This is a genomic window from Streptomyces sp. NPDC022552, from assembly GCF_055561875.1.
This window is the reverse complement of record NZ_JBVHGJ010000009.1, coordinates 104,799-120,492: the sequence shown is the minus strand read 5'-3', so window position 1 is coordinate 120,492 and position 15,694 is coordinate 104,799. Positions and strand designations below refer to the sequence as shown.

The following is a 15,694-nucleotide window of genomic DNA, read 5'->3' as shown; positions in this document are numbered from 1 at the left end:
CCCGGTTCCTTTCGTGCCGCGTGCCAGACTGCGCCGCATGGAACAGAGCGAGATCACCGAGCAGTTGGAGAACCCCGAGTCCCTCAAGCCGTTGGAGCTGGCCTTCCCCGGCCCGCTGCGCGACCAGCTGGTGGCGGCGGTGCTCTCCGGCGAGAAGACCTCGACGACGGGTCTGATGGTGGAGTACGAGGTGGAGGGCGAGGAGCTGCCGCGCGTGGGCGAGCGCTGGGCGCTCATCGACTCGCAGGAGCGGCCGGTCGCGGTGGTGGAGACCACGCAGGTACGGGTGCTGCCGGTCGGGGAGATCGACCTCCCGTTCGCGATCGAGGAGGGGGAGGGGTACACGACGGTCGCCGAGTGGCGGGCCTCCCACGAGAGGTTCTGGCACGGCGCCGAGATGCGGGAGTTCCTCGGCGACCCGGAGTTCACGGTGACCGACGCGACGGTGGCGGTCGCGGAGCGGTTCAAGGTCGTACGGCGCCTGGGCTGAGCCCCGCGGGCGGCTGCGGCGGCGCGTGCGCCGCCACAGCCCTTTCCGCCGACCGGCCCCTAGCCCACCGCCCGAGCCGCCGCCCTGCCCGCCGCTCGGCCCGAGAAGATGCAGCCGCCGAGGAACGTGCCCTCCAGGGAGCGGTAGCCGTGGACGCCTCCGCCGCCGAACCCGGCCGCCTCGCCCGCCGCGTACACCCCTTCCAGTACCTCTCCGCTCTCGGTGAGCACCCGCGACGACAGGTCCGTCTCCAGGCCTCCGAGCGACTTGCGGGTCAGGATGTTCAGGCGTACGGCGATCAGCGGACCGGCCTTGGGGTCCAGGATCCGGTGCGGGGACGCCGTACGGATCAGCTTGTCGCCCAGGTACTTACGGGCGCCCCGGACAGCCGTGACCTGGAGGTCCTTGGTGAAGGGGTTGACGATCTCGCGGTCCCGTGCGGTGATCTCGTGGCGCAGCTCCGCCTCGTCGATCAGCGGCTCGTCCGTGAGCGCGTTCATCCCCCGGACCAGCGCGGCCAGGTCCTTCTCGACCACGAAGTCGACACCGTGGTCCATGAACGCCTTCACCGGGCCCGGTACGTCCGCGCGGGCGCGGCCGATGACGTCCCGGATCGACTTGCCGGTGAGGTCGGGGTTCTGTTCGGAGCCCGAGAGGGCGAACTCCTTGCCGATGATGCGCTGGTCGAGGACGAACCAGGTGTGGTCGTACCCGGTCCGCATGATGTGTTCGAGCGTGCCGAGGGTGTCGAAGCCCGGGAAGAGCGGGACGGGCAGCCGGCGGCCGGTCGCGTCGAGCCAGAGCGAGGACGGGCCGGGGAGGATGCGGATGCCGTGCCGGGCCCAGATCGGGTTCCAGTTCTCGATGCCCTCGGTGTAGTGCCACATCCGGTCGCGGTTGATGTGGTGGGCGCCGGCCTCCTCGGTGATCCCGAGCATCAGCCCGTCGACATGGGCGGGGACGCCGGAGAGCAGCTTCGCGGGCGGGGTGCCGAGCCGGTCGGGCCACTGCTTGCGTACGAGATCGTGGTTGCCGCCGATGCCGCCCGAGGTGACGATCACCGCCTGGGCCCGCAGGGAGAAGGTGTCGGCGACCTCCCGGCTGCTCGCGGTGCCGCGCTCGGCGGTGGAGGGCTCCAGGATCTCGCCGCTGACGGTGTCCACGGCTCCGGCGGTGCGGCCGAGGCCGGTCACCCGGTGCCGGAAGCGGAGCTGGACCCGGCCGGTGGCGACGCCCTCGCGGACCCGGCGCTCGAAGGGGGCGACGAGTCCGGGGCCCGTGCCCCAGGTGATGTGGAAGCGGGGCACCGAGTTGCCGTGCCCGTTCGCGTCGTAGCCACCGCGCTCGGCCCAGCCGACCACGGGGAAGAAGCGCACCCCGCGCGCGTGCAGCCAGGAACGCTTCTCGCCCGCCGCGAAGTCGACGTACGCCTCGGCCCACTGCCGCGGCCAGTGGTCCTCGGGGCGGTCGAAGCCCGCCGTGCCGAGCCAGTCCTGGAGAGCGAGCTCATGGCTGTCCTTGATCCGCATCCGGCGCTGCTCGGGCGAATCGACGAGGAACAGCCCGCCGAATGACCAGTGGGCCTGACCGCCCATGGACTGTTCGGGCTCCTGGTCGAGCAGGATGACGCTCCGCCCGGCGTCCACGAGTTCGGCGGTGGCCACCAGGCCGGCGAGGCCGGCTCCGATCACGATCACATCAGCGTCGTACGACATGGACCGAATCTTGGATACACCGATGTATCGAGTCAACAGTCCGGACCTCTTCGCCTCCCTCCCGTTTTCTAATGTCGAGCATTAACATGGCGGGCATGGCGAGGACGTCGGGGCCCGAGACCCGGGAGAAGCTGATCCGCGCGGCGGAGGAGGTCTTCGCGGCGCAGGGCGTCGACGGCGCCCAGCTGCGGGACATCGTGGCCCTGGCGGGCCAGAGCAACCCATCGGCCGTGCAGTACCACTTCGGTTCACGCGCCGGCCTTCTCGACGCGGTGATGGCGGGCCGCCAGAGACGTACGGAGCGGGTCCTCGAACCGCTCCTCGCCGAGGCTCCCGACACACCGCACGCGCTGATCCGGGCCCTCGTCACCGCCGAGGCGAGCGAGCTGGGCACCGAGAGCGGCCGCCGCTGTCTGCGGATCTCCGCCCAGCTCAGCCATGAGAGCGGGGTCCGCACCCGCACCCCCCATCCCACGCTCGACGGCACCGTCTACTGGAGGCTGATCGAGCGGATCGAGGCCTGTCTGACCGGGCTGCTGCCCGAGCCGCTGCGGCTGGAGCGGCTCGATCTGGCGCTCACCGTCGTCGGCGCCGCCATGGCCGACCGGGCCCGGCAGTACCTCGACGGCACCGAGCCGCTGACACGGCGGCCGCTCTTCCTCGCCGACCTCGTCCGGACCACGACGGCCCTGCTGCAGGCCCCGCCGCCCTCGCTCCGAGAGGACTTCTCATGACCGAGAACCCCCGCCTCCACGACCTCACCGGCCGGACCGTCCTGATCACCGGGGGCGCCCGCGGCCTGGGCGCCGAGGCCGCGCGGCAGGCCGTGGCCGCCGGTGCGAACGTCGTCGTCACGGACGTGCTCGACGAGGAGGGGAAGGCGACCGCGGCCGAACTGGGCGAGCGGGCGCGCTTCCTCCACCACGACGTCACGTCCGAGGAGGAGTGGGCGGCGGCCGTCGCGTACGCGGTCGCCGAGTTCGGCGGCCTCCACGGTCTGGTGAACAACGCCGGGACAGCCAGTGGCTCGTTCCTGGAGAGCGAGTCCGTGGAGAACTTCCGCAAGGTGCTCGACATCAACCTGACCGGTGTCTTCATCGGCATGAAGGCCGCCATCCCGGCGATGAAGGAGGCCGGTGGCGGCTCGATCGTCAACATCTCCTCGGCCGCGGGACTGATGGGCCTGGCGCTGACCGCGGGCTACGGCGCCTCGAAGTGGGGCGTACGCGGGCTGACGAAGATCGGCGCCGTGGAGCTGGGCACGGCGAGGATCCGCGTCAACTCGGTCCACCCGGGCATGACGTACACCCCGATGACCGCGATCGTCGGCATCGAGCGCGGCGAGGGCAAGTACCCCAACACCCCGATGGGGCGGGTCGGCGAGGCGCCCGAGATCGCCGGCGCGGTGGTGTTCCTGCTCTCGGACGCGGCCTCGTACGTGACGGGTGCGGAGCTGGCCGTGGACGGCGGCTGGACGACCGGTCCGACCGTGAAGTACGTCATGGGGCAGTGATTTCATGGCGGCATGACGAACCCCGCCGAAGAGATCCTCGACGTCGTCGACGAGAACGACGAGGTGATCGGACAGGCCCCCCGCGCGGAGGTGTACGCGCGGGGCCTGATCCACCGCTGCGTGTTCATCCTGGTGCGGGACGCCGAGGACCGGATCTTCGTCCACCGGCGCACGCCGGTGAAGCTGGTCTACCCGTCGATGTACGACATGTTCGTCGGCGGGGTCGTCGGCGCGGGCGAGTCGTACGACGACGCGGCGCTGCGCGAGGCGGAGGAGGAGCTGGGTGTCTCCGGACTGCCGCGCCCAGAGCCGCTGCTCCGGTTCCTGTACGACTCCGGGGGTGTCGCCGGGAAGTGGTGGTCCTCGGTCTACCAGGTGCGATGCGAGCTGCCGGTGAACCCTCAGGTGGAGGAGGTCGCCTGGCACGCCTTCCTTCCGGAGGCGGAGGTCGTCGCGCGGCTCGGGGAGTGGGAGTGGGTGCCGGACGGGCTGGCGGCCTACGACCGTCTGCGTGCGCGCCACGGTTAAGGTGCCCGGGTGAGTGACTTCGTACAGAGCCTGCGGCTGTGGTTCGCGCCGCAGCGGATCCGAGACGAGGGCGAGACTCCGGACTACCGGTTCTCGCTCGCCAACGAGCGCACCTTCCTCGCCTGGATCCGGACCGCGCTCGCACTCGTCGGCGGCGGTTTCGCCGTCGACCAGTTCCTGCCGGATCTGCGGTGGGGTGTACGGGTCGGGCTCGCCCTCGCGCTGCTCGCCGCGGGTGTGCTGTGCGCGCTGCGGGCGGTGAACCACTGGGTGCGGTGCGAGCGGGCGATGCGGCGCGGTGAGGATCTGCCGGTGTCACGCTTCCCGACGCTGCTGAGCCTCGCGGTCGCCGTGGTCGCGCTCGCGATGGTGGTGGTCATCCTCTTCGGCTGGGCCGGGAGGTGACCGAGGCGGCGAAGCCCGCCCGGGATCCGGGGCTGCAGCCGGAGCGGACCCGGCTGGCCTGGCGGCGCACGACGCTGACCTGCACGGTGGTGGCGGTGCTCGCCGTGAAGGCGGCGATCAGTGACGACATCACGGGAGCGGCGGTGGCGGGGGCGGCGCTCAGCGCGCTGGTCTGGATCGGCTTCCTGGCCGTCGCCCACCGCCGCATCCACGCCCTGGACGCGGCCCGCCCGCGGCCGCTCTCCCCCCGGGGCGCGCTGCTGGCGACGGCATGCACGGTCGCCCTGGCGGCGTTCGCGGTGGCCGTGGTCCTGTAGTCACGCCCCCGACCGGCCGGACACCCGCTAGTCGGGCCACTCCACCGTGACCACGACCTTGCCGTTCAGGCCGCCCTCCTGGTTGGCGCGCTGGGCTTCGGCGGCCTGGTCCAGGGGGAAGGAGCGGGCCACCCGTACGGAGAGCACGCCCTCGTCGACCAGGGCGGCGAGGGCGGCGAGATCCTGGGGGTCGGGGCGGACCCAGAAGTAGCGGCCGCCCAGGCCGATCACCTCGCCGTCCGCGATCGAGGCGAGGCGGCCCTCGGGGGCGAGGACCCGGGGGCTGAGCTTGAGGAACGGGCCGCCGATCGTGTCGAAGACCGCGTCCACGCCGTCCGGGGCCAGTTCGCGGACCTGCGCGACGAAGGTGTCCTCGTCGTACAGGACCGGTTCGGCGCCCAGCTCCCTGATCCGCTCCTGGCCCGCCTCGCGCGCCGCGCCGATGACCCGGCACCCGAGGTGGCGGGCGATCTGGACGGCCATGGAGCCGACACCGCCGGCCGCGGCGTGCACCAGGACGGTGTCGCCGGAACGGACGGCGAGCGCCTGATGGAGCACCTGATAGGCCGTGAGTCCGGCCAGCGGAAGCGCGGCGGACTCCTCGAACCCCAGGGTGCGCGGCTTGCGGGCGAGGGTGCGGACCGGGGCGGCGACGTACTCCGCGAAGGTGCCGCGGCAGAGGAAGTCCTCGCGGACGTACCCCATGACCTCGTCGCCGACGGTGAACTCGGTGACCGAGACACCGGGCTGGACGACGACCCCCGAGACGTCCCAGCCGGGAACGACGGGGAAGACGGCGTCGATCATCCCGTCGAGGTAGCCCGCCTGGGCCTTCCAGTCGACGGGGTTCACGGCAGCCGCGCGCACCTTCACGAGGACGTCGTCGGGGCCGACCTTGGGGTCGGGCCGCTCCCCGTACTCGAGCACCTCGGGTCCGCCGTACCGGCTGTAACTGATCGCCTTCATACCCCGAACGATCACGGCGGCCCCAGGCCCCCGCAAGCCGGGTACCCCCGGCGGAGTGCGGCGACGCGGTCGCCGAGGCCCGGGGGCCATACAGGGACGAAGGCGGTATTTCGGACTAGCCTGAGATCATGACCCTTCTCCACCAAGAGCACCCCACGCACGCGCACACCCACGGGCCGTCGTGCGGGCACACCGCCGTGACCCACCACGACCACGTGGACTACGCCCACGACGGGCACCTGCACCGCGAGCACTCCGGGCACTGGGACGAGTGCGAGCCCTCGTCGCACGTCCCGCACACCCACCCCGACCACACGCACGGGCCGGACTGCGGGCACACGGCCGTCGACCACGGCGACCACGTCGACTACGTGCACGACGGACACCGGCACGCGGCGCACGGCAACCACTGGGACGACCATTGAGCATTTGTGGAACGGGCCCGACTGGCAGGCTCCCTCCGGGGGCAGTAATCGCCGGTCGGGCCCGATCTTCACACTCAGGGGGATTCCTTGTCCGTCACCGATCCGTACGTCGTCGCGCTCGCACCACACGTGCACGCCTTCGTCCAGCCCGACGGCGGCTGGTGCCTGAACAACGCCGGGTTCGTCGGGGACCACCGCGAGTCGCTGCTCGTGGACACCGCCGCGACCGAGCGGCGGGCGCGCCTGCTCCGCGAGGCGGTCCTCGCGGAGGGGCTGCCCCTTCCCCGCACGATCGTGTCCACGCACCACCACGGCGACCACACGTACGGCAACGGGGTGTTCCTGCCGGAGGCGCGGATCGTCGGGCACGACGCCTGCCGCGCGGAGCAGCTCGCGGCCGGGCGTCAGCTCCATCTCCTCTGGCCGCAGACCGACTTCGGCGAGATCGAGGTGGCGCCGCCCTCGCTCACGTACGGCGAGCGGCTGACGTTGTACGTGGGTGAGCTGGAGGTGCGCGTGCTGCACCCCGGGCCCGCGCACACGACCGGCGACTCGATCGTCCATCTCCCGGAGCAGGGTGTGGTGTTCACGGGGGACCTGGTCTTCCACGGGGGGACGCCGTTCCTTCCGATGGGCTCGCTCGCGGGTTCGCTGCGCGCGCTCGATCTGCTCCGCTCGCTGGACGCACCGACGGTGGTGCCGGGCCACGGGCGCGTGACGGACCCGTCGGCGTACGACGCGACGGAGCGGTACCTGCGCTGGGTGGCCGAACTGGCCCGCGAGGGGCACGCCAAGGGGACGACCCCGCTGGAGACGGCGCGCTCGGCGGACCTCGGGGAGTTCGCGGCCTGGCGGGAGAGCGAGCGGCTGGTGGCCAACCTGCACCGTGCGTACACGGAGTTGGACGGCCTCCCGGAGGGCTCGCCGCTGGATCCGGTGACGGTCTTCGGGGACATGGCCGCGATGAACGGCGGCGTTCCGGTGGCCTGCCACGCGTGAGCCGGGGGGCGCGTTGCCCGGGCGTCCGCCGCGAGGGGGCGTTCGGGCGGTGGCTCAGGGCCCCGGGGGCCGGGAAGTCTGCCCTGCCGTACCTGGCGGTCCGTCGACCCGCCCGGGTATACCGGGAAGGCAGACGACCGGCGCCCGAAGGGACCTCCATGTACGACCGAGCGAGCAGCCGAGCCACGAAGAAGGGGGACGCCTCGGCGGAGCGTACGTCCTCGGCCCGGCCGACCGCGCCCGCCGAGGCCCTGCTCGCCCTCCAGCGCTCGGCCGGGAACGCCGCCGTCGTCCAGATGCTCCGCAGGGCCGGCGCCGCCCAGGACGAGCACCGGCACGGCGCGGGATGCGGCCATGAGGAGGAGGCGCGGCCGGCGGTGCAGCGGTCCGCCGTGCACAACGTGCTGCGCAGCGGCGGCCGGCCGCTCGACGAGGGCAGCCGCGCCGACATGGAGGCGCGCTTCGGGGCCGACTTCTCCGACGTCCGTATCCACACCGACTCGGCCGCCCGGGCCTCCGCCGCCGAACTCGGCGCCGCGGCCTACACCTCCGGCAGCCATATCGTCGCCGGACCCTCCGGCATCGACCGGCACACCCTCGCCCACGAGCTGACCCATGTCCTCCAGCAGCGCTCGGGGCCTGTGGCCGGGACGGACCGGGGTGACGGGCTCCGCGTCAGCGACCCGTCGGACCGGTTCGAACGCGAGGCGGAGGCCACCGCCCGTCAGGTGATGAGCCGCCCGGCGACCGCCACCGCTTCCGGCGAGGCGTCGGCAGAGACCGCGCAGACCGCGCCGGCCTCCGCCGGGACCGGCGACGTCCAGCGCATGCACCACCCGGGCAAGATCGACGGCGAGGTGTCGAGGCTGGTCGCCCAGGCGGAGCCCGGCCTCGACGAGTACCTCGCCGAGTACAACACCTGGCTGGCCAAGCGGGGAAACATGAAGTGGGTCATGAACAACTCGGACCTCAACGACAACATCGAGTACCTGGAGAACCTGGTGGGCCCGCCCGCGGGGCGGAGCAAGGCCGACCTGATGGCGGCGCTGGAGTCGACCATCCGCGCCGACCTGGCCTCCACCGCCTCGGACACGGTGTCGATGACCCGGGCGGCCGCGCTCGCCGCGAAGCGCAAGCTCGTCCTCGGCCGCACCGGCGACACCGGCCCGTGGGCCACGTACCAGCAGGGGAAGGCGCCGGGCGGTGACCGGCTCCCCGAGGACGCGCGGATGGGCCGACGCCTCAACACCACGAAGTGGTCCGTCCCCGTCAACTACGCCTTCATGGACGGCGGCATCGAGGAACGGGCCGTCTTCAAGATCCTCACGAGTCTCGGTCCGCAGATCGAAGGCATGCTGATCGGCGGACAGCTGCACGCGGGCAACTTCTGGCAGGAGATCGAGAGCCTGGGCGACGGCGCGCTCTGGGACAGCAACAAGTCGGCGGACGAAGGCGGCCCGCAGGCGATGCTCGGGCACGAGATCCTTCAGCTCATCGAATCCGGCTACCAGTTCTTCGGCCGGGAGAGCGCCTACGCCCAGGGCAACGCGCGGCTGGTCGCGGTCCACCCGGACCGGCCGGCGCCGGCGCCCGGGGACAAGACGCAGCCGCTCACCATCCCCTGACCGGGGTCACGTACCCGAGGCGCGCAGCCTGCGCATCGCCGCCGCGTCGTCGCGGTCGCGCAGGGAGCCGTCGTCGTCCAGCCAGCGGCGGTGCAGGGCGGCGAGGGCCTCGCGGTCCAGCTCGACACCGAGCCCCGGGGTGTCGGAGACCGTGAGGCGGCCGTCGTGGAAGACGGGGCGGGTGGTGACGACGTCCTCGCTCTGCCACGGGTAGTGGGTGTCGCAGGCGTGGTCCAGGTCGGGCAGGGTGGCGGCGACCTGGGTCATGGCCGCGAGGCTGATGCCGAGGTGGGTGTTGGAGTGCATGGAGAGCCCGACGCCGTAGGTACGGCAGAGCGCGGCCAGTTCGCGCGTACGGTGCAGGCCGCCCCAGTAGTGGTGGTCGCAGAGCACGATCCGTACCGCGTCCCTGGCGAAGGCCTCGGGAACCTCCTCGAAGGTCGTCACGCACATGTTGGTCGCGAGCGGTACGTCCGTACGGGACGCGACCTCGGCCATGGTCTCCGTGCCGGTCGTCGGGTCCTCCAGGTACTCCAGGACGTCCTTCAGCTCACGCGCCACCTCCAGCGCGGTCTCCACGGACCACGCGCCGTTCGGGTCCAGGCGGAGCGGCCGGCCGGGGAACTCCTCGGCCAGGGCGCGGATCGCGGCGATCTCCTGCTCGGGCGGGAAGACACCGCCCTTGAGCTTGAAGGAGCGGAAGCCGTACGTCCGGTCGAAGCGGCGGGCCTGTTCGACGACGCCCGCCGGGTCGAGTGCGGGGCCCCAGTCGTCGGTGCCGTCGACCTTGTAGAAGAGGTACGCGCTGTACTCGACGGAGTCGCGGACCTTGCCGCCGAGGAGGGCGTGGACGGGGAGGCCGAGGCTCTTGCCGAGCGCGTCCAGGTACGCGACCTCGAAGGCCGAGACGACGGAGAGGCGGAGCTTGGCGGCGGTCTGGACCCCGCGCAGCCCGCCCGCGTCGACGCGCTCGTCGACGGCCCGTGAGTCGCCGCACACCCGCGCGGCGAGCGTGAACAGGCCATTCACGTCCGTGACCGCGCGACCCGGCAGCGCCTCGGCCAGCGGCCGTGCGAGATCCAGATACTTCCCATCGCCGTACGTCTCCCCCAGGCCGGTGACCCCGCCCCGCGTCACCACTTCCACCACCAGGCGGGGGGTGAAGGGCTGGTGGACGCCCTGGGTGTTGAGCAGCGGCGGGTCGGCGATCAGGATCGGGGTCAGCCGGACTTCTTCGACGAGCAGCTCTGAATTCATATGTGAACCCTATTCATGGATCAGATCCATCACCAGACCGCCCGCGCCACTTTCCCTCGCGAACCCTGGACGACATACCGACTGGTCGGTCATCATGAACGCCGACCCGCCCCGTCCCCCGTCCCCGGAGGTACGCACGATGAGCTCAGCCCCGCCGCCAGGTCTCGATCCCGAGCAGTTGCGCGGATTCCTCGACCGGGAACGGCCGGGACTCGTGCGCGGCCCGCTCGACGCCCGGCTGATCGAGGGCGGTCGGTCCAACCTGACGTACGTCGTCACCGACGGCACCGGCCGGTGGGTGGTACGCCGGCCTCCGCTCGGCCATGTCCTCGCCACCGCGCACGACATGAAGCGCGAGCACCGGGTGATCAGCGCCCTGCACGCGACGGCCGTGCCCGTCCCGGAGACCGTCCTCCTCTGCGAGGACGACACCGTCCTCGGGGCGCCGTTCTACGTCATGGAGTTCGTCGCCGGCACCCCGTACCGTTCGGCCGAGCAGCTCGCCCCGCTGGGCCCCGAGCGCACCCGCGCGGCCGTCCTCGGCCTGGTCGACACGCTCGTCGACCTGCACGCCGTCGACCCGGCGGAGGTGGGCCTCGGCGACTTCGGCCGCCCCGACGGATTCCTCGACCGGCAGCTGCGCCGCTGGGGCAAGCAGCTCGACGCCTCACGCAACCGCGAACTGGCGGGTATCGACGAGCTGCACGCCGCCCTCGGCCGCGCGCTCCCGGCCTCCCCCACCCCGACGGTCGTCCACGGCGACTACCGCCTGGACAACGTCCTGATCGGCGAGGACGACCGGATCAAGGCCGTCCTCGACTGGGAGATGTCCACGCTCGGCGACCCGCTGACCGACCTCGGTCTGCTCGCGATGTACAGCGCGCCGCTCGACGTCCCCCACTCCCCCGTCAGCACGACCGCCACGGCCGCCGGGCACCCCACGCCCGCCGAGCTGATCGAGCGGTACGCCGCCCGCTCGGGCCGCGACACCTCCGCCATCTCCTGGTACACGGCCTTCGCCTGGTTCAAGCTCGCCGTGATCCTGGAGGGCATCCACTACCGCTACACCCTCGGTCAGACCGTCGGCGCCGGCTTCGACCGCATCGGCGAACTCGTCCCCGTCTTCATCGAGCACGGCCTCACCACCCTCCAGGAAGGCTGATCCGCCATGGACTTCGCATTCGACGCGCGTACCGAGGAGCTGCGGGCGAAGCTGCTCGCCTTCATGGACGAGTACGTCTACCCCGCCGAGGCCGTCGCCGAGGAGCAGCGGGCGCTGCTCGCCTCGCCGTGGGACACCCCGCAGATCGTGGAGGACCTGAAGGCCGAGGCGCGCCGCCAGGGCCTGTGGAACCTCTTCCTTCCCGACGCCGAGCACGGGGCCGGGCTGACCAACCTCCAGTACGCGCCGCTCGCCGAGATCACCGGCCGCAGCCCGCACCTGGCCCCCACCGCCCTCAACTGCGCGGCGCCGGACACCGGGAACATGGAGGTGCTCGCCCAGTTCGGCGACGACGCACAGAAGAAGCAGTGGCTGGAACCGCTGCTCGCCGGGGAGATCCGCTCGGCGTTCGCGATGACGGAGCCCGAGGTGGCCTCCTCGGACGCGACGAACATCGAGACGCGGATCCTCCGCGAGGGCGACGAGTACGTGATCAACGGCCGCAAGTGGTACATCTCCGGCGCGATGAACCCCGACTGCAAGATCTTCATCGTGATGGGCAAGACCGACCCGGACGGCGCCGACATCCGCCGCCAGCAGTCGATGATCCTCGTACCCCGCGACACCCCCGGCCTGGAGGTGCGCCGGGCGATGCAGGTGTACGGCTACGAGGACCACTCCCACGGTGGTCACGCCGAGGTCGTCTTCCACGACGTCCGCGTCCCCGCCTCGAACCTCGTCGGTGAGGAGGGCGGCGGCTTCGCCATCGCCCAGGCCCGGCTCGGCCCCGGCCGGATCCACCACTGCATGCGGCTGATCGGCATGGCCGAGCGGGCGATCGAGCTGATGTGCCGCCGCGCCGTCTCCCGTACCGCCTTCGGCAAGGCGATCGCCCAGCAGGGCGTGGTCCAGAACTGGATCGCGGACGCCCGGGTGACGGTCGAGCAGTTGCGACTGCTCGTCCTCAAGACGGCCTGGCTGATGGACACGGTCGGCAACCGGGGTGCCCACACGGAGATCCAGGCCATCAAGATCGCGACCCCGCGCGCGGTGGTCGACATCCTGGACAAGGCCGTCCAGGTGCACGGAGCGGGCGGGGTCTCCCAGGACTTCCCGCTGGCCGAACTCTGGGCCGCCGCGCGCACGCTGAAGCTGGCGGACGGCCCGGACGAGGTGCACCAGCGGTCTCTGGCGCGGCGGGAGCTGAAGAAGTACCTCTAGCCGTTCCTAGGGGCGGAGCGCGCGCAGCAGCAGGTCGGCGAGTTGATCGGCGACCTGCTGCGGCGTCAGCGGGCCGTCCGGGCGGTACCAGGTGGACAGGTGGTGGACGGAGCCGAAGTGGTAGTCCACCACCAGGTCGGCCGGGGTCGCGGACGAGAAGACACCGGCCTGCTGGCCCTCCTCGATCAGCGCGCGGAACCGCTCGTGGTAGCGCCGCCGCTCGGCCCGTACCTGCTTGTTCTTCTCCGGGCTGAGGTGGTGCATCGAGCGGAAGAAGATCGAGGCGTCGTCGAGGTTGTCGATCGTGGTGACCACGACGTCGGCGGCGGCGTCGCGCAGGCGCTGCTCGACCGGGGCGTCGGCGTCCGCGAAGGCGTCGAGCCGCTCCTGCTGGAGCCGCAGGACCCGGGAGTAGACCTCCTGGAGGAGGTCCTCCTTGGAGCCGAAGTAGTGGTAGAGCGCGCCCTTGGTGACGCCCGCCGCCTCCACGATCTCCTGGACGGAGGTGCGGTCGTAGCCCTGCTCCGCGAAGAGCCGGGTGGCGGCGGCCAGCAGCCTCTGGGGGACGGGGGTACCGCTCCCGTCCGTCGTCCTGGCCATGCGCCGCCGCCTTTCTCTCGTGATCATCCGTGTGGGGCCGTGCTACGTGAGGGAACGCAGTTCCCTTCTGAGGATCTTCCCACTTGTCGTCTTCGGCAGCTCCGCCAGGATCTCGACCTCGCGCGGGTACTTGTACGCGGCGAGCCGCTGCTCGCAGTATGCGGACAGCTCGGCGGGCTCGACGGCGCTGCCCGGGCGCAGACTCACGTACGCCTTGACCGTCTCGCCCCGGTAGGCGTCGGGGACGCCGACGACGGCGGCCTCGCGGACGGCCGGGTGGGTGTAGAGGACGTCCTCCACCTCCCGGGGCCAGACCTTGAAACCCGAGGCGTTGATCATGTCCTTCTTGCGGTCGACGACGTAGAGCCAGCCGTCCGCGTCCACGAAGCCGATGTCCCCGGTCCGCAGCTCCCCGTCGGGGAAGGTGGCGGCGGTGGCCTCGGGGAGCCGCCAGTAGCCGGGGACGACCTGCGGGCCGCTCACGGCGATCTCGCCCTGCTCGCCGAACGGCACCTCGGCGCCGGTCTCGTCGAGGATCCGGACGACCGTGTCGGGTCCGGGGACGCCGACGGACAGGGTGCCGGAGGCGGGGTCGACCGGGGCCTCCTTCTCCGGCGGTACGGCGGCGCAGGGAGCGGTGCACTCGGTGAGTCCGTAGCCGTTGCGGATGTACGGGCCGAAGCCGGCGCGGAACTTCTCCACGAGCGCGGGCGGGACGGGGGCGCCGCCCGAGGAGACGACCCGGAAGGAGGCGAAGTGGTCGGGCGTGGCCCCGGGGTGCGCGGCGAGGGCCATGAACGCGGTCGAGGGGCCGACGGTGTAGGCGGGGCGGTGCTCCAGGAAGGCGTCGAGGACGACACCGGCGTCGAAGCGGTAGGCGAGGACGAGGGTGCCGGCGTTGCCGAAGCAGGCGGCGAGCTCGCAGACCAGTCCGGTGATGTGGAAGAGCGGGGCGAGCGCGAAGTAGCCGGATCCTTCGGGGACGGGGTGTCCGGTCCGCTGGCGTTCGGCGTTGTAGGCGATGCCCCGGTGGAGGTTGAGGGCGCCCTTGGGGGTGCCGCTGGTGCCGGAGGTGTAGCTGATGAGGGCCACGTCCTCACCCGCCACCTCACGGCCGTCCGGGGCGGGGTGGCCGGCGCGGGCGACGGCGAGGAGGTCGTCGGCCTCGGTGGCCACCCGGTCGAAGGCGAGGACGCGCGGGTCGTCGCGGGTCTGGAGGTCGCGTTCGCAGGCGGTGAGCGCGATCCGTACGGGAGAGTCCGCGGCGGTGTCCCGCAGGTACCCCTCCCAGGCGCGGTCGGAGCAGATCAGGGCGACGGCCCCGGAGTCCCGCAGGGCGTGCCCCACCTCGGCCGACTTGTACATCGGGTTGAGCGGGACGACGGTGGCGCCCGCCTTCCAGGCGCCGAGCAGGGCGAGGACGAAGTGCGGGCTGTTCTGGAGCATGATCGCGACCCGGTCGCCGCGCTCCACGCCGTGGGTGGCGAGGTGTCCGGCGACCGAGTCGGAGAGCGTATCGGTCTCGCGGTATGTCAGACGGCCGTCGAAGTAGGCGAGGGCCGGGTGCTCGGGGGTGCGGGCGGCGGAGGCGCGGAAGGCGTGCAGCACGGTGGGCGGCGGGGCTATGGGCGCGCGCTGGACCTCGGTGAGCTGGGCGAGCCAGGGCCTGGCCGCGTAGGGCGACGCCGTCATCGGCCCTCCCCCTCCCACTTCCGCTGGATGTGGTTCATGTTGCCGAGCCATCGCTCGGGATCGGTCGCCCGGGCGCGGTAGTAGTCGGCGACCTCGGCGTGCGGGAGGACCAGGAAGCGGTCGGCCTCGATGGCGTCGAAGAGGGAGTCGGCGACGTCCTCGGGCTCGATGGCGGTGGGGGCGAGGACGAGTTCGCCTGCCGATCCGGCGGCGGTGAGCATGTCCGTACGGACGCCCTGCGGGCAGATCGCGTGGACCTTGACGCCGCGGTGGCGGTAGGTGAGGGAGAGCCATTCGGCGAAGGCGTACGCGCCGTGCTTGGAGACGCTGTACGGGGCGGCGCCCACCATGGTCAGCAGGCCGGCGGCGGAGACGGTGGAGACGAAGCGGCCGCTGCCGCGCTCCAGCCAGTCGGGGAGCAGCGCGCGGGCCGCGCGGACGTGGGCCATCACATTGACGTCCCAGGCAGCGGCCCAGACGGTCTCGTCGGCGAACGCGTCGCCCGGCGAGGCGAGTCCGGCGTTGGCGCACCAGACGTCGACGGTGCCGCCGAGGGCCTCCCGGGCCTCCTCGACGATCTCCGAGGCGTCGCCCGGGACGGCGGTGGCGCCGATCTCCTCGGCGACGGCCTTGGTGCGGTCGGGGTCGAGGTCGTTGACGACGACCCGGGCGCCCTCGGCGGCGAACCGGCGGGCCAGCGCGGCGCCGATACCCCCGCCCGCGCCCGTGACGACCACTCCGGAACCCTGCACCGTACTCATCGAGACCCGCCTCTCCGT

Annotated in this window: 17 protein-coding genes; 11 read left to right on the top strand and 6 right to left on the bottom strand. The window is 72.1% G+C overall.

The window, feature by feature from the left end; all coding sequences use genetic code 11:
• The first annotated feature begins 64 nt into the window (after positions 1 to 64).
• Entirely contained in the window at positions 65 to 490 is a 426-nt protein-coding gene (locus ACZ3OF_RS23290; protein WP_467306715.1) for an ASCH domain-containing protein, read from the top strand.
• Between the two features lie 59 nt (positions 491 to 549).
• Here ACZ3OF_RS23290 and ACZ3OF_RS23285 read toward each other — a convergent pair whose 3' ends face one another.
• Positions 550 to 2,205, bottom strand: coding sequence for an FAD-binding dehydrogenase (locus ACZ3OF_RS23285; protein WP_467306556.1), 1,656 nt, complete (start codon positions 2,203 to 2,205; stop codon positions 550 to 552).
• Between the two features lie 95 nt (positions 2,206 to 2,300).
• Here ACZ3OF_RS23285 and ACZ3OF_RS23280 point away from each other — a divergent pair, with 95 nt between their 5' ends.
• The 5 genes from ACZ3OF_RS23280 to ACZ3OF_RS23260 are packed head-to-tail and all read left to right on the top strand — an operon-like array spanning position 2,301 to position 4,968.
• Positions 2,301 to 2,939, top strand: a complete 639-nt coding sequence (locus ACZ3OF_RS23280; protein WP_361671131.1) for a TetR/AcrR family transcriptional regulator — start codon at positions 2,301 to 2,303, stop codon at positions 2,937 to 2,939.
• Positions 2,936 to 3,718 carry a glucose 1-dehydrogenase gene (locus tag ACZ3OF_RS23275; protein ID WP_361671133.1) on the top strand — a complete coding sequence of 261 codons (783 nt, stop codon included), beginning with the start codon at positions 2,936 to 2,938 and terminating at the stop codon, positions 3,716 to 3,718. The genes ACZ3OF_RS23280 and ACZ3OF_RS23275 overlap by 4 nt, the downstream gene beginning before the upstream one ends.
• Before the next feature lie 12 nt (positions 3,719 to 3,730).
• Complete coding sequence (locus ACZ3OF_RS23270; RefSeq protein ID WP_361671135.1) at positions 3,731 to 4,246, top strand: NUDIX hydrolase; 516 nt, start codon at positions 3,731 to 3,733, stop codon at positions 4,244 to 4,246.
• 9 nt (positions 4,247 to 4,255) lie between these two features.
• Positions 4,256 to 4,651 (top strand): YidH family protein, encoded by a 396-nt coding sequence (locus tag ACZ3OF_RS23265; RefSeq protein ID WP_361439087.1) that lies wholly within the window; start codon positions 4,256 to 4,258, stop codon positions 4,649 to 4,651.
• Positions 4,648 to 4,968 carry a DUF202 domain-containing protein gene (locus ACZ3OF_RS23260; RefSeq protein ID WP_361671137.1) on the top strand — a complete coding sequence of 107 codons (321 nt, stop codon included), beginning with the start codon at positions 4,648 to 4,650 and terminating at the stop codon, positions 4,966 to 4,968. The genes ACZ3OF_RS23265 and ACZ3OF_RS23260 overlap by 4 nt, the downstream gene beginning before the upstream one ends.
• 27 nt (positions 4,969 to 4,995) lie before the next feature.
• Here the strand turns inward: ACZ3OF_RS23260 and ACZ3OF_RS23255 are convergent, their stop codons facing one another.
• Entirely contained in the window at positions 4,996 to 5,934 is a 939-nt protein-coding gene (locus ACZ3OF_RS23255) for an NADP-dependent oxidoreductase (RefSeq protein ID WP_361671140.1), read from the bottom strand.
• A 128-nt stretch (positions 5,935 to 6,062) separates the two neighbouring features.
• Between ACZ3OF_RS23255 and ACZ3OF_RS23250 the strand changes: the two genes are divergently transcribed.
• From ACZ3OF_RS23250 to ACZ3OF_RS23240, 3 genes are all read left to right on the top strand, one after another.
• Positions 6,063 to 6,359 carry a hypothetical protein gene (locus ACZ3OF_RS23250; protein WP_361671143.1) on the top strand — a complete coding sequence of 99 codons (297 nt, stop codon included), beginning with the start codon at positions 6,063 to 6,065 and terminating at the stop codon, positions 6,357 to 6,359.
• Positions 6,360 to 6,446: 87 nt separating this feature from the next.
• The gene (locus tag ACZ3OF_RS23245; protein WP_467306551.1) at positions 6,447 to 7,358 is read left to right on the top strand and encodes an MBL fold metallo-hydrolase; all 912 of its coding nucleotides are present in this window, start codon (positions 6,447 to 6,449) and stop codon (positions 7,356 to 7,358) included.
• Positions 7,359 to 7,516: 158 nt separating this feature from the next.
• The gene (locus ACZ3OF_RS23240) at positions 7,517 to 8,983 is read left to right on the top strand and encodes an eCIS core domain-containing protein (protein WP_361671146.1); all 1,467 of its coding nucleotides are present in this window, start codon (positions 7,517 to 7,519) and stop codon (positions 8,981 to 8,983) included.
• A 6-nt stretch (positions 8,984 to 8,989) separates the two neighbouring features.
• Here ACZ3OF_RS23240 and ACZ3OF_RS23235 read toward each other — a convergent pair whose 3' ends face one another.
• Positions 8,990 to 10,240 (bottom strand): glucarate dehydratase family protein, encoded by a 1,251-nt coding sequence (locus tag ACZ3OF_RS23235; RefSeq protein WP_361671149.1) that lies wholly within the window; start codon positions 10,238 to 10,240, stop codon positions 8,990 to 8,992.
• Between the two features lie 139 nt (positions 10,241 to 10,379).
• Here ACZ3OF_RS23235 and ACZ3OF_RS23230 point away from each other — a divergent pair, with 139 nt between their 5' ends.
• Positions 10,380 to 11,402: a phosphotransferase family protein gene (locus ACZ3OF_RS23230; RefSeq protein ID WP_361671151.1), complete on the top strand. Its 1,023-nt coding sequence runs from the start codon at positions 10,380 to 10,382 to the stop codon at positions 11,400 to 11,402.
• A 6-nt stretch (positions 11,403 to 11,408) separates the two neighbouring features.
• Positions 11,409 to 12,623: an acyl-CoA dehydrogenase family protein gene (locus ACZ3OF_RS23225; RefSeq protein ID WP_361671154.1), complete on the top strand. Its 1,215-nt coding sequence runs from the start codon at positions 11,409 to 11,411 to the stop codon at positions 12,621 to 12,623.
• Positions 12,624 to 12,629: 6 nt separating this feature from the next.
• On the opposite strand, the gene ACZ3OF_RS23220 is transcribed toward ACZ3OF_RS23225, so the two are convergent.
• From ACZ3OF_RS23220 to ACZ3OF_RS23210, 3 genes are read right to left on the bottom strand one after another with little or no spacing between them, the layout of a single operon-like run.
• Entirely contained in the window at positions 12,630 to 13,223 is a 594-nt protein-coding gene (locus ACZ3OF_RS23220; protein WP_361601442.1) for a TetR/AcrR family transcriptional regulator, read from the bottom strand.
• A gap of 42 nt (positions 13,224 to 13,265) precedes the next feature.
• The gene (locus ACZ3OF_RS23215) at positions 13,266 to 14,915 is read right to left on the bottom strand and encodes a class I adenylate-forming enzyme family protein (RefSeq protein WP_467306546.1); all 1,650 of its coding nucleotides are present in this window, start codon (positions 14,913 to 14,915) and stop codon (positions 13,266 to 13,268) included.
• A complete protein-coding gene (locus ACZ3OF_RS23210) occupies positions 14,912 to 15,676 on the bottom strand; it encodes an SDR family oxidoreductase (protein ID WP_361671162.1) in 765 nt (254 codons plus the stop codon). The genes ACZ3OF_RS23215 and ACZ3OF_RS23210 overlap by 4 nt, the downstream gene beginning before the upstream one ends.
• Positions 15,677 to 15,694 lie beyond the last annotated feature (18 nt).